The organism is Actinocrispum wychmicini (genome assembly GCF_004345645.1).
Lineage (GTDB): Bacteria > Actinomycetota > Actinomycetes > Mycobacteriales > Pseudonocardiaceae > Kibdelosporangium > Kibdelosporangium wychmicini.
Genome location: NZ_SLWS01000008.1, coordinates 194,028 through 206,642 on the forward strand (window position 1 = coordinate 194,028; position 12,615 = coordinate 206,642).

12 protein-coding genes are annotated in these 12,615 nt (G+C 69.2%); 6 read left to right on the top strand and 6 right to left on the bottom strand.

Annotated features, from left to right (window positions below):
- Window position 1 precedes the first annotated feature (1 nt).
- Window positions 2-1,138: a permease gene (locus EV192_RS33800; RefSeq protein WP_132122661.1), complete on the bottom strand. Its 1,137-nt coding sequence runs from the start codon at window positions 1,136-1,138 to the stop codon at window positions 2-4.
- A gap of 137 nt (window positions 1,139-1,275) precedes the next feature.
- On the opposite strand from EV192_RS33800, the gene EV192_RS33805 reads away from it, so the two are divergent.
- Window positions 1,276-1,665: a DUF6153 family protein gene (locus EV192_RS33805; protein ID WP_132122662.1), complete on the top strand. Its 390-nt coding sequence runs from the start codon at window positions 1,276-1,278 to the stop codon at window positions 1,663-1,665.
- 66 nt (window positions 1,666-1,731) lie between these two features.
- Entirely contained in the window at window positions 1,732-2,526 is a 795-nt protein-coding gene (locus EV192_RS33810) for a FixH family protein (RefSeq protein WP_243727243.1), read from the top strand.
- A 25-nt stretch (window positions 2,527-2,551) separates the two neighbouring features.
- Here the strand turns inward: EV192_RS33810 and EV192_RS33815 are convergent, their stop codons facing one another.
- Complete coding sequence (locus EV192_RS33815; RefSeq protein ID WP_243727280.1) at window positions 2,552-5,071, bottom strand: FtsX-like permease family protein; 2,520 nt, start codon at window positions 5,069-5,071, stop codon at window positions 2,552-2,554.
- 18 nt (window positions 5,072-5,089) lie between these two features.
- Window positions 5,090-5,278, bottom strand: coding sequence for a hypothetical protein (locus EV192_RS33820; protein WP_132122664.1), 189 nt, complete (start codon window positions 5,276-5,278; stop codon window positions 5,090-5,092).
- A 231-nt stretch (window positions 5,279-5,509) separates the two neighbouring features.
- Between EV192_RS33820 and EV192_RS33825 the strand changes: the two genes are divergently transcribed.
- The 3 genes from EV192_RS33825 (at window position 5,510) to EV192_RS33835 (ending at window position 8,951) form a co-directional block, all read left to right on the top strand.
- Window positions 5,510-6,202: a DUF998 domain-containing protein gene (locus tag EV192_RS33825; RefSeq protein ID WP_132122665.1), complete on the top strand. Its 693-nt coding sequence runs from the start codon at window positions 5,510-5,512 to the stop codon at window positions 6,200-6,202.
- A gap of 182 nt (window positions 6,203-6,384) precedes the next feature.
- Window positions 6,385-7,767, top strand: coding sequence for a hypothetical protein (locus EV192_RS33830; protein WP_132122666.1), 1,383 nt, complete (start codon window positions 6,385-6,387; stop codon window positions 7,765-7,767).
- Window positions 7,764-8,951, top strand: coding sequence for an ARPP-2 domain-containing protein (locus tag EV192_RS33835; protein ID WP_132122667.1), 1,188 nt, complete (start codon window positions 7,764-7,766; stop codon window positions 8,949-8,951). Before EV192_RS33830 ends, EV192_RS33835 begins: the two co-directional genes overlap by 4 nt.
- Here the strand turns inward: EV192_RS33835 and EV192_RS33840 are convergent.
- Together EV192_RS33840 and EV192_RS33845 are read right to left on the bottom strand one after the other, a co-directional pair.
- A complete protein-coding gene (locus EV192_RS33840; RefSeq protein ID WP_132122668.1) occupies window positions 8,923-9,366 on the bottom strand; it encodes a GyrI-like domain-containing protein in 444 nt (147 codons plus the stop codon). The two genes, EV192_RS33835 and EV192_RS33840, sit on opposite strands and share 29 nt — an antisense overlap.
- Window positions 9,367-9,424: 58 nt before the next feature.
- A complete protein-coding gene (locus EV192_RS33845; protein ID WP_132122669.1) occupies window positions 9,425-10,201 on the bottom strand; it encodes a neprosin family prolyl endopeptidase in 777 nt (258 codons plus the stop codon).
- Window positions 10,202-10,325: 124 nt separating this feature from the next.
- Between EV192_RS33845 and EV192_RS33850 the strand changes: the two genes are divergently transcribed.
- Window positions 10,326-12,047, top strand: a complete 1,722-nt coding sequence (locus EV192_RS33850; RefSeq protein ID WP_132122670.1) for an ABC transporter ATP-binding protein — start codon at window positions 10,326-10,328, stop codon at window positions 12,045-12,047.
- On the opposite strand, the gene EV192_RS33855 is transcribed toward EV192_RS33850, so the two are convergent.
- Window positions 12,044-12,610, bottom strand: a complete 567-nt coding sequence (locus EV192_RS33855; RefSeq protein WP_132122671.1) for a cupin domain-containing protein — start codon at window positions 12,608-12,610, stop codon at window positions 12,044-12,046. The two genes, EV192_RS33850 and EV192_RS33855, sit on opposite strands and share 4 nt — an antisense overlap.
- Window positions 12,611-12,615 lie beyond the last annotated feature (5 nt).

Below are 12,615 nucleotides of genomic sequence, written 5' to 3' on the forward strand. Positions count from 1 at the left end.
CTCATGGCGTGGGGTTGCCGCCCATCATCCGGAGCATGTCCCTTCCGCCGCTTCGGAAGAACCGTACGAGCAGCACGGCGGCGAGGATCAGGAAGGCGATGTTGAGCCACGTCGTGTAGTTCCAGGAGATTCCGTCCTGCATCATCGTGGCGTCGCGCTGGGTGGGGATCAGGCCGATTCCGCCGAACAGCAACTCCACCAGGTAGCCGGCGCCGACCATGGCCGCGTAGAACGTGCCGAGCAGGACCAGGGTCATCCGGGTGCCGTAGTACTTCCGGTAGATGTTCAGGATCGGCAGGATGAGCAGGTCGGCGTAGATGAAGGCGATCACGCCGCCGAAGCTGATGCCGCCGTTCCACAGGACCACGGCCAGCGGGACGTTCCCGATCGAGCACACGAACGACAGGATCGCCACGAGCGGTCCGACGAGCGGGCCCCAGATCGCCGCGACCACCGGGTGGTCGGTGAAGAAGAAGGCGTGCCAGAACCCGTCGGGCACCCACGCCCCGACCGCGCCGGCGATCAGCAGGCCGACCACCATGTCCCGGAGGATCGCGGCCCATTCCATCACGAACACGTGCGAAACCGAGGTGAAGCCGGCCGGGGAGACCAGGCGCCGCCAGAAGGATCCGGGGCCCGCCACCGACATGTCCATGGCGGCGTGGCCTTCCATGGACCCGGCGAGCCCCTTCTCGGCCTGCTCGCGGGCCTTGTCGATCAGGCGTCGCCGCACGAAGAGCCGGAACAGCAGCGCCAGCAGCACGATCATGATCGGCCCGCCGACGAACTCCGCGGCGGTGAACTGCCAGCCCATCAGCAACGCCATGATGATGCCGAGTTCGACCACCAGGTTGGTGGACCCGATCTCGAACGCCATGGCCGCGGTGAAGTCGGCGCCCTTGCGAACCAGCGACCGGGCCAACGCGACCGCCGCGTACGAGCAGGACGAAGAAGCCGCCCCCAGCAACGAGGACACCGCGAGCGTCCGCGGCCGGTCGTCGCCCATCAGCCGGACGATCGTCGACTTGCGCACCACCGCCTGAACCACCGCGGACAACGCGAACCCCAGGATCAACGCCCACAGGATCTCCCAGGTCATCGACCCGGCCAGAGACAGCGCACGCCCAACCGCGTCCACGAGAACCCTCCCTCTCATACCCTACGGGGGTATCCTGTCGCGCCGACCCTAGCCGGGCTGATCACGGCTGTCACTGTGACACGCGCGACAGGACATCGCGGGTAGGGTGACCCCAAGCCGGAACAACGGGAGACGCGATGCACAGGACGGTCCCAGCCAGGGCGATCGCCCGGCTGTTGACCGTGACCGCGGTGCTCGCCGGCTTGTTCGCGATGCACGGCCTGCCAGCACAAGCCTGCCCCGGCGGAGCGGGCGCGGTGATGTCCGAGGCCATGTCTGCGGACGCCACCAGCCACCACGCCACGCCCACATCCGGTGATGCTGCCGCGCCTGCCATGTCGGGGCACGGATCCGTGTGCGCGGCCACCCTCACCCCACGCGGATCCGATACGTCGTCGGGTGTCACGCCGGTCCTGGTGACCAGCACACCTCCCACACGGACTGTCCACCCTCGCCGCCCTCGGGACCGCGGACCACCGCTGGCCAAAGCGGATCTGCTCACCACATTGTGTGTTTCCCGGACGTGACAGGGGTTTTGTCGAACCCTGTCCACTTCCGCACGCGTAAGTGTGCGCTGTCCGAAAGATTCCACAATGATGACTTCTGCTCGTGCGCTCTTCGGGGTCGCCGCCGCCGGTCTGCTCCTGACCGCTTGTGGTGCGGCGACTTCCCCTGACATGTCGGCCATGCCGGGTCACCAGGCCATGCCCGCCGGCGACGGGTTGGCCGACCATGCCGACGGATTTCGCTTTGTCCCCACCGCGACCGTGCTCGGCTCGGAGTTCCGGTTCCGGATCGAGGACGCCGGCGGTCGGGCGGTGACCTTGTTCGAACCGGACCAGACCAAGCTGATGCACTTCTACCTGATCCGGTCCGACCTCAGCGGCTTCCAACACGTCCATCCCACGATGGCCGCGGACGGGACGTGGAGCGCGCCGCTGGCCGAGACCCAACCTGGCGAGTATCGGGCCTACGCCTCGTTCATCGCCGGTGGCAAGACTGCTCCGCTGGTCCTCAGCCAGAAGGTCACCGCACCTGGCACCGGAACGACCACACCGTTGCCGCCCGCCGCCACAACGACGCAGGTCGACGGCTATACCGTCACGTTGGGCGGTGGTCAGCTGATGGCGGGCATGAGCCGCGAGCTGACCGTCACCATCACCCGCGACGGCAAACCTGTCGACAACCTCCAGCCGTACCTGGACACGTACGCCCACCTGACCGCGTTCCACGAAGGTGACCAGGCGTTCACCCATCTCCACCCGGCCAACGGCCCGGCGTTGTCCTTCGAGGCGAAGCTGCCCAAGGCAGGTCAGTGGCGGCTGTTCATCCAGTTCCAAACCGACGGCACGCTGCATACCGCAGCTGTGACCATCGCGGTCGGTTAGGCCCTGCCCCGCCGGCCCAGGTGCTCTATTCGTGACTGCCGAGCACCTGGGCCGGTGGGGTGCGCAACGCTCGACGCGCCGGCAGTTCGGTGGCGAGGAACGCGATCGCCACGACCACCAGGACGGTGGCCGGCGCCAGCCATCCCGGCCCGGCCGGCCATGGCCGGCCGAGGAAGCCGATTCCCAGCAGTACCAACGGAATCACCGACAGCGCCAGTCCGGTCCCGACGGCCACCACGCTGATCAGCGCGCTCTCCCGGCGGATCATGGCGCGGACCTGCCTGGGTGTCGTGCCGACCAGCCGGAGCGCGGCGAGTTCGTGGCGGCGCTGGGTCGTGCCGGCGACCAGTTTGTTGGCGACGCCGAGCAGGATGTAGCCGAGCAGCACGGCCAGCAGGGCCAGGTTGACGTACACCTCCGGGGGCGCGCCGCCGACGCCACTGAGACCGGCCCGCGGATTCGACGTGTCGACCTTCACCCCCGGCTGGTCGCCGAGCGCGGCCAACCCGGCGGCGCTGCCGTCGGTCGACACCAGAACGGCCTGGTCGAGCCCGGTGCCGAAGTGCCCGGCGGCGAGGTCACGGGAGATCGCCATCGGCCCGAAGCCGAGGCCGCGCCCGTACACGGCCACCACCTTCGCCTTGGTGGGCGTGCCGTCGCCGAGCAGGAGGTCGACGTCCCGACCCACCGCGGTGTCCATAAAGGACGCGGTGTCGGCGCTGACCGCGACGGTGTTGCCGGTGAGGCCGGCCAGGGAGCCGGCGCGGACGTCCAGATCAAGCACGGCCGGTGCGTCCGGTGTCAGCACGAGCGCGGGCTGGGACTCCACCCGGTGCTTGCCTTCCTCCTGGTGCGGCCACAGCACGGTCGTCGTGTTGACAGGCATCGCCGTGCGCACGCCTGGTGTCGCGCGGATCTTGTCGAGCGTGCCGGCGGGCAGCCCGCCGAGCTCCGGCGCGGCCACCACGGCCTGGGCCCGCATGCCCTGGTCGACGTCCTGGGACGACGCGGACATCATCGTCGTCTGGGTCATCGTGTACGTGAGCGTGAACAGCACGGCCATGGCCAAAGTGGACACAGCGCCGGCGACGCGCAACGCGTAGCCGTGGCTGTTGGACACGGCGAGCCAGGTCGTGGCCCGCACCCGGCTCGGCAGCCGACGAGCCAGGGCGCCGCTGAGCGACCGGACCAGCGCGGGCCCGGCGAGTGCCAGGCCGATCGCCGCGACGATCCCGGACGTCGCCGTGCCCACCGCACCGAACTGGTTCCTGAGGATCAGTGGCGTCACGGACATCGCGGTCGCGAGCACCATCAGCAGTGCGCCGATCCTGGTGCGGACCGGCGACGGGTTCTTGGGCTCGACGCGTGACTCGGCGACGGCCTCGGTGGCGGGCATCTTCGACGTACGCCAGGCCGCGAGACGCGCGGCCACCTGGATGACGCCGAGCAGCAGGAGCACGGCGGCGATCGCGGCCAGTGGGCTGATCGTCAGGGGCAGCGCGTCCGGCAGCACGCCGAGCGTCGCCAGCAGCGAACGGAACTGCCCGGCCAGGGCGTATCCCAGCAGGACACCCGGCACCAGCGCGACCGCCGACACCACGGTCGCCTGCGCCGCCGCGAGCCGGCGGACCTGCTTGGGGGAGGCGCCGACGGCCCGCAGCAGCGCCAGCTCGCGGCGCTGTCCGCCGATGGACACGGTGAGCGCGCCGGTCACGATGAAGCCGACGATGAGCAGGGTGATGCCGGCCAGCGACCCGGCGATCAGGATCAGCAGGGACCGGGCCGCGGCCGCGCTCGGGGTGGCGATGTCGCCGATGTCCGGGCCGGTACTCACCTTGAATCCCAGCTTCCGGGCCTCGTCGGCCACTGTGGCCGCGGCGCCGGGCTGAGTGCGCAGCCCGATCAGGTCCACTGTGTCCTTTTTTGGGCCTTTGTGCGGCCCGTCCGCGCGCCCGGCCAGCTGGTAGGCCGCCTGATCGGCGAAGAACACCCCGCGCGCGGGACCGTGGACAACCGCGGACACCTGGAGCGTGGCGGGCCGTCCGGCGACGACGAGATGCGCCTGTCCGCCTGGGCCGATCTTCAGGTCGTTCGCGGTGGCCGCGTCCAACGCGACGTCGTTCGGGCGCGTAGGCGGCGTACCCTGGATCGGCGGATCGCCCATGAGCGCTACCGAGGACCATGTGTGCCCCGCGGTGGCGGCGTCACCGGCTGGCACGACGCGCTGCCCGTCGACCGCGGCGACAGGGAAGCTGACATCACCGGCGGCGGTGGTGACGCCAGGGAGCCGGGCGAGCCTGCCGACCAGGTCAGCCGGGACAACGGCCCGCTCGGGCAGCGCGACCGGCAGGTCCTCGTCCTGGGGCAGGGTCTGGGCGGCCGACACCACCACGTCCGCGCCCGCGATCCGGGGCGCTGAGACATGTGATCGGATCCCGGACTCCGCCAGCACCGCGGTGCCCGTGACCAGCGCGGCGCCGCCGAGCACCGCGCACATGACTGCGACCAGCGCGCCGATCCGGTGGCGCACCATCCGCATCGCCATCTCCAGCACGTCGACCCCTCAACGCTTGCGCATGTGGTTGGCGATCAGCCCGGCGACGGACGCCACCGCCACCACGCCGCACACCAGATGGACGACCAGGCCGAGCGAAGCGAACTGAGCCACCACGTTCCCGGCGACAGCGAGCGTCAGCGCCACCCACAGCAACCCGCTCGCCGTGTCACTGCTGTGCTTCGTGCGATCCTTCACCGGTCAGCTCCTCGCTCGTTCGGCCGTGGTCCCCTCCTGACGCTAGGAAACCGGGGCCGTCCGCACGACCGGTCCACCTCCCCGGTCCAGGGTGGACCTGGGCCTACCTCCGGCTGTGGATAACCGATCCGACACGACCGGGAAACGAATTGACTGTCATCCGGAATATCCGGGCGAGGACTTGCCGATAACCAAGGTATCAGTTTTGCCGCTAGAGGGATCGGAGCGGCCATGAGTGTGCGACTTGTGCTGCCTGTCAACCCGTTTGTTCATTCCTACCTGTTCCTGCGCCGCGCGATCGGGCTGATCGGCATGGCGTTGCCCGTGGTGCTGATCGCCGGGGTGTACGCGATATCCGGTGACCTGCTCACGTCGATCAGCGGCTACTACTACAGCGATCTGCGGAACGTTTTCGTCGGGTCGATGTGCGCGATCGGGGTGTTCCTGATCTGCTACCGCGGCCTCGACCCGCTCGAAGACGCCCTGAGCTGGGTCGCGGGCGCGGCCGCGCTCGGGGTGGCGGTGTTCCCGACCAGGCCCGCGGACAGCCCCACGGCGCTGGACAAAGCCTTCGGATACGTCCACCTCGCGTCGGCCGCGGTGTTCTTCCTGACCCTCGCCGCGTTCTGTCTGTTCCTTTTTCCCCGCAACGAAAAGGACCCACTGCCGGACCCGGCCCGCAAACGGGTCCGTAACCGTGTTTACCTCGCCTGCGGTGTCGCCATTCTGGCCTGCATGGTGCTCACGGCGGTTTTCGGCTGGCTGCTGGAAGCGCAGATGAGGTCGGCGCGTCCAGTGCTGTGGCTGGAGGCCATCGCGGTGTTCGCATTCGGTGTCTCCTGGTTGGTGAAAGGCCAAACCCTGTGGCGGGACGCCAAACGACCACAACCGCGGGCAATGGACGCCATGGCGGCCCCGGCGTGACTTGCCGGCGCCACGCCGACCCCGCGACCGCGTAATTCGGCGGCCCGGGGTCGGCTCTGCCTGTTACGATCTTGGCGCCGACCGTGGGACTCAGGTGCGACTTCCGGAACCCGCCTTGTTAAGCGATGATTCGCCGTTCGTGCCCCCATTCCCCGGTCGGCGCTTTCGTCGAACGGGGAGAGATGGACAGCGTCACGGCCGGGGACATGCTGATGTTCGTCAACGCGGCCACCACCGCGACCGCGCAGCGGGAGTTCCACAGCTCGGTGGGGCAGCAGCGGCTGTCCTTGGCCTTCCTGCACGAGTACATGCTCGGCAACTACCGGGACCTGTACAGTGCCGCCCTCGCGCTGGACATCAACGAGCACAACGCGACGACCATCGTCCGACGGTTGCTGGAGACGTCCGCCGAGGCCACCGCCGACCAGCGCGAGCGAGAGGGCCGGTTGATCGCCCGGCGCCTTCGGCTGATCGCGCCGCAACGCGTGTACGACCTGTTCCGGGCGCTTCGGCGGGCGCGGGTGAACAACCGGCGCACCCGCGTGATCATCCGGGACTGGATCGCGGCGCGGCCCGATCCCGCGTTCGACGCGGTCAAGTACCGCGGCGCGCTGAAGGAGGCGCTGCGGCACGCGCACACCGCGCCTGTCCACGACGAACTGGGGCCGTTCCTGTTCGCCCCGCGTAGCCGTCCGCGCTATCAGACGCCGATTCTGGAGACCTGGCGCCGCGCCCACTACGAGCAGGCGGCGGTGTACGAACTGCCGTACACGGTGGCTGAGGGGCTCGCGGCCAAGCACAAGATCGACCGCAAGGTGTTCCTGGAGCGCATCGCACCCCGGATGACCCGGCTGGAACGACTGCGCGTCCAGGCGAGCAGCACGGATCTCACTCAGATGCCGTTGACCCGGCTGGCTTCGTACGTCCTGTCGCTGCCCATCGCGGACCGCCGCGAACGTCGGGCCGAGCTGACCGGTGCCCTGCGCGCCGCGGCGGCCAGGGCCGGCGGCCGGGCGAAGGGCACGTGGGGCAAGGTCGCGGCCGTCCTGGACGACAGCTTCTCCGCGCGTGGGTCCGTCCACAAGCGACAGAGGCCGCTCGCAGTCGCGCTGGCCTGCCGGTATTTGCTTGAAGTGCTCGCGGACGAGTTTGTTCCACTGTGGACGTCAGGCCGAACGGACGCGCTGCTCGCGTACCCGCATGGCGCGACGCCGCTGGGGGAGCGGATCCTGGACGCGCTGGAGCATGAGCCGGACCGCGTGCTGATCGTGTCCGACGGATGGGACAACGCTCCTTACGGCCTGGCCGGGGAGGTGCTGCGGGTGTGGCGCGAGCGGGTGGACCCGGAGCGGAAGGTGAGCGTGGTCCACCTCAACCCGGTGTACGACGTGGACGACTTCGACGTCAAGCGGCTCACACCGAGCGTGCCCACGGTCGGCGTGCGCGACGCCGAAGACCTGCCGACGCTGGTCGAGTTCGCCCGGTTCACCGAGGGCCTCACCGACCTTGCCCAGCTCACCGCCCATTTCGACGACCGCGCCCGGCGTTTCCTGGAGGACCGGTGAAGCTCGATCTGACCGGGTTGACCACCCGGCCCGCGCAGGTGTGGGGCGGCGTCCGGCTCGTGCCGTTGGTCCGGGACGAGCCGATCACGTCCCTGCGGCTGCACGCCCAGCTCTACGGGCCCGCGGTCGGACTGGTCGATGTCGACCCGCGTACCGACTACATGTCGTACATCCCGCACGGCTTTGTGGCCACCTGGACCGACGACGGTATGGCGGCAGCCGCGTACGGCACGGAGATCATGCGTCAGGACGCGCTTCCGTGCGGCTGCATGCCGTTGCGTTTCCACCGCCGGATGGCCAAGCGCACGGACAAGAACCGGCTGCGGTTCCTGCCGATGAACCTGGCCATCCAGGGCTACCTCGCGTTGCATTTCGGCGGCCCACAGGTGGTGTGGGAGCACTGGTCGCAACGCGCCATCAGCCGCGGCCTTTCCCCGCGTGAAGAGGACGCCTTCGTCGGCGCCGACGTCCGTGGGCTGGCGGACGCGCTGCGGATCTTCGAGATCCACCCCGGGCAGTGCGGCATGCTCGTCTACGTCGCCGACGCGCTGGCCGCCGCGTTCGTCGTGCCACACCCGGACGACTACCGCGCGCTGCACGCCACGGCCATCGAAGACCTGTACGGCGAACTCATCTTTCACTATGCGATGCTGTCCATGCCCGTGCAGCAGTTCGAGGCGAAGCTGTCCGGCAGCCATGTCCGTACAGTCGCCGACCTGCGTGCCGCGGCGAACCAGCAACTCGTTGCCTGGAGCCAGTTCCACGACGGCACGATGGCCGCCGGGTTGCTGGACGGGCAGTACGACGCGCGGCGCGTGTACGAGCTGGGCGACTTCACGCTGTCCCGGTTCCTGCCGTCGTTCCAGCTCAAGCGGGAGAACCACATCGGCGAGCTGATCACCGACCACCGCGGCCGGACCGCGTACCTCAAGACTTTCCGCCTGTCGGAGAACCAGATCCGCCGCGGCTACCTGCTGACCCAGTTGGCACGCTACGACTGGCACCTGCCGTCGGCGGCCGTGGGACTCGGTGTCACCGAGGCCCAACTGGGCCTGCGGATCGAGGCGGCCGGCTTCGGCGACCTGCTGCGCGAGGACATCCTGGCGCACTACCGGGCCGAGGCGCGCAAACCGTCCACCATGGACAGCAGCCCCGTCATGCCAACAGGTAGTACACCTCCGTGACCACCTGGGCCGGGTCGTCGTGGTGGTGGCCGTAGATCTCCCACCGCGGGCCGGCCCGGCGCAGCCCCTGCTCGGCACACCACTTGATGACCGCCTCGTGCGCCAGCCCCAACCCGTCGTAGGGGCCTTGGTGCACGGTCATCGCCACGTCGCCGGCGGGCAGCGCGGACCGGACCACCGGGCCGCCGATCTCGACGGGCTGGTCGAGTTCCACGCCGACCTCGACGTGCGGGACGTCGGTCAGGTACAGCATCACGTTGCGGCCTTTCCGGCCGCTGCCACCCCAGACGACGTTGCCGTGCACGGTGTCCAGCAGGCGGCGCCACACCTGCGGGTACTCCGGCCACGTGGTCTCCGCGGCGATCACGGCAGTGGGCCGCGCCGCCACCGTCGCCGTCACGACGTTGTGTTCCATGAAAGAGCTCCTTGGCCTCGCCGGGATCCTAGGCGGCGGATCCCGGCGAGGCCAGGGGTCAGCAGGCGCCGGGGCCGCCGAAGCGCATGGTGGTCGAGTCGGTCTTGTTCACCGTGTACAGGGCAGGGTTGGTGGCGTTCGCGCTGAAGTTCACGGCCGGGCCGTTGAAGAAGCCGATGCCGCTGATGGTCGCGGCGCTCACGGATGAGGCGAACAGCCCGTTGCCCATGTCCGTGCAGGGAGAGGCGCTGTTGGCGGCGACCTCACCGAACCACTGGGTCAGACCGACCTTGGTGTACGTGCCGTTCCACAGCGAATCCGGGAAGTAGCCGAACCACGTGTTGTTGTAGCCGAGCCACCAGTTGCCCTGGAAGTGCTGGATGGCGAACTGCGCGTTCCCGGTCGGCACGGTCATCCCGGCCATCGGCGGGCCGACTGGCACGAAACCGCAGCCGTTGTAGCAGGTCGCGGTGCCGTTCACCCAGTGGAAGACGAAGAGGTGCGGAGCGGCGTCGCCGTTGAGACCCCGGTCGACGTTCCAGCCGACCTCCACGATCTGCTGGCCGTCCGCGGACTCCGCGGCGATCTCGGCCAGTGAGTGGAAGTCGGCGGCGGCCAGGGTCGGCTGCGCCACCGTCATGGTCGCGGACGACCCGTCGGCGGTCGCGGACTGGGCGGCGTAGCCGTAGATGAAGGTGAGCGCGTCGATTCCGTTCGCGTGCACCAGGTTCGGGTTGCCTTTCGGCCCGTAGTGGCCCGTGGACGCCGCTGCGGGCACAGCCGTCACCAACACACCAGCGGCCACGAAGGCCATTGCTAACAGAGTTTTGCGCATCGATGCTCCCCATTTCGACGTGACGAGCCGGATCCGGCCCAAGGCGAAGTTAGGGCGCTGGGACAAGCCGTCAGTAGGGTCGATCGGACCGCGCTGTTCCCGGTGATCGCGGTACCGTGGGTGAATGGCTGATGGCGCGTGGCGGGACCTGCTCGGCTATATCCGTCCTTTTAGGACATCACTGCTGCTCGGCGGGCTGCTCAGCCTGGCGACCGCCGCGACCGGTCTCGCGCTGCCGATGGTCGTCCGCGGCCTGATCGAGGGGCTCGGCGCGGACCGGGGCATTGTGGGCCTTTTGGTGCTGATGACCGTGTTGGTGGTGTTCAACGCGGCCATCGGCGCGCTCGGTTCGTTCATCCTGGAGCGGACGGCCGAATCGGTGGTCCTGGTGGCCCGGCAACGCCTGGTGTCGCAGCTGCTCTGGCTGCGGGTGCCCGCGCTGGACGAGCGGGAACCCGGCGACCTGATGTCCCGCGTCAGCGCGGACACCACGTTGTTGCGTGAGGTCAGCACCCAGTCGCTCGTGTCAGTGGTGACGAACGCGGTGACCCTGCTCGCCACCGTGGTCCTGATGGCGTCGCTGGACCCGGTGTTGCTCGCCGTCACGTTGGCGGCATTGATCCTGGCGCAGGTGGTGGTCGGCGTCGTGCCGCGGATCCGCCGGGCGGCGAAGCAGGCCCAGGAGTCCGTGGGGACGATGAGCGCCGCCTTGGAGCGTGTGCTGGGCAATCTGCGTACGGTCAAGGCGTCCACCGCTGAGGAACGGGAAAGCGCGCACCTACACGCGGCCGCCACGGATGCCTGGCGCGGCGGGGTGCGTGCGGCGAAGTGGCAGGCGATCGCGGGCAACATGGGTGGCCTGGCGATTCAGCTGTCGTTCATCGTCGTCCTGGGCCTCGGCGGCGCCCGCGTGGTGTCGGGCGCGATCAACGTGGGCACGCTCGTGGCGTTCCTGCTGTACCTGTTCTACCTGATGCCGCCGATGCGCCAACTCGCCAACGTGGCCGCCCAGTACCAGGTGGGGGCGGCGGCGATCGCCCGGATCCGTGAGATCGAGTCCCTCCCGGCGGAACCCCGGGACCCACCGACGGCGGCCCCGGTTCGCACACCCGCCGCGGTGACGTTCGAGGAGGTCCACTTCCGGTACCGCCCGGACCTGCCGGAGATCCACCACGGCGTCGGCTTCACCATCCCCGCCGGCGGCATGACGGCGTTCGTGGGCCCGTCCGGCGCGGGGAAGACAACGGTGTTCTCCCTGATCGAACGCTTCTACGACCCCACGGCCGGTCGAATCCTGTTGGACGGCCAGGACATCCAGACGTTGCCCCTGGCCGATCTGCGGACCGCCATCGGTTACGTCGAGCAGGACGCCCCGGTCCTGTCCGGAACCCTGCGGGAGAACCTCCTGTTCGGCGCGCCCGAAGCCGAGCGGGAACTCGCCGAAGTGCTGGCCCTGACCCGCCTGGACGCCCTGGTGAACCGGCTGCCCGACGGTCTGGAAACCCCGGTCGGCCACCGAGGCGTCAAGCTCTCCGGCGGCGAACGCCAACGAGTCGCGATAGCCCGCGCCCTGCTGCGCCACCCCCGGCTGCTCCTGCTGGACGAGGTGACCTCCCAACTGGACGCGGTGAACGAGGCCGCCCTGCGGGAGACCATCGCCGACGTGACCCACACCACCACGGTCCTGGTGGTGGCGCACCGACTGTCCACAGTGACCATGGCCGACCGGATAGTCGTGATGGACACCGGAAAAGTCCGCGCGATCGGCACCCACGACCAGTTGCTGACCCAGGACCCGCTCTACGCCGAACTGGCGGCCACCCAGCTTCTGGCGGCTGCGGACTAGAAGCTCGGAGGAGTGAGCACCCAGAGGCTGACCGACGTCTCGTCGCCGGGGTTCGCGTAGCGGTGTGGGCGGGTGGACTCGAAGTTGATGGCGTCGCCGGGGTTCAGGTCGTACTGCTCGTTGTCGACCCAGTAGCGCAGCCGGCCGCTGATCATGTAGCCGACTTCCTCGCCCGCGTGGGAGTGGGAGATCCCGTCCGAGGAGGCGCCGGGCTCGACCGACATGATGATCATCTCCAGGCGGCCGACCGGGTTCGGGTTCAGCAGTTCGTACCGGATCGAGTTGTCGCCCGTGCGGACGATCTCCACGCGTTCGTCCGGCCGTACCACGCCTTTGTGGCCGCCTTCGACCGCGCGGAACAGCTGTGCCAGTGACACGCCGAGGGCGTCAAGGATCACGCGCAGGGTGCTGATCGTGGGGCTGTTGACGTTGCGTTCGACGTTGCTGAGGTAGCTGCGGGACAGCCCGGTCAGCTCGGCCAGTTGCGGCAGCGTGAGGCCACGGACCGTGCGGGCCTCGCGGATGTGCTGGCCTAGCTGCTGGTCGGCTGGTCGGGACGGCATCGATC

Bases quoted from the DNA above. Each gene is read 5' to 3' on its own strand.
- EV192_RS33830 (WP_132122666.1), top strand. From the start codon at position 6,385: ATGGACAGCGTCACGGCCGGGGACATGCTGATGTTCGTCAACGCGGCC.
- EV192_RS33825 (WP_132122665.1), top strand. From the start codon at position 5,510: ATGAGTGTGCGACTTGTGCTGCCTGTCAACCCGTTTGTTCATTCCTAC.
- EV192_RS33840 (WP_132122668.1), bottom strand. From the start codon at position 9,366: ATGGAACACAACGTCGTGACGGCGACGGTGGCGGCGCGGCCCACTGCC.
- EV192_RS33810 (WP_243727243.1), top strand. From the start codon at position 1,732: ATGATGACTTCTGCTCGTGCGCTCTTCGGGGTCGCCGCCGCCGGTCTG.
- EV192_RS33805 (WP_132122662.1), top strand. From the start codon at position 1,276: ATGCACAGGACGGTCCCAGCCAGGGCGATCGCCCGGCTGTTGACCGTG.
- EV192_RS33845 (WP_132122669.1), bottom strand. From the start codon at position 10,201: ATGCGCAAAACTCTGTTAGCAATGGCCTTCGTGGCCGCTGGTGTGTTG.
- EV192_RS33855 (WP_132122671.1), bottom strand. From the start codon at position 12,610: ATGCCGTCCCGACCAGCCGACCAGCAGCTAGGCCAGCACATCCGCGAG.
- EV192_RS33815 (WP_243727280.1), bottom strand. From the start codon at position 5,071: ATGGCGATGCGGATGGTGCGCCACCGGATCGGCGCGCTGGTCGCAGTC.
- EV192_RS33850 (WP_132122670.1), top strand. From the start codon at position 10,326: ATGGCTGATGGCGCGTGGCGGGACCTGCTCGGCTATATCCGTCCTTTT.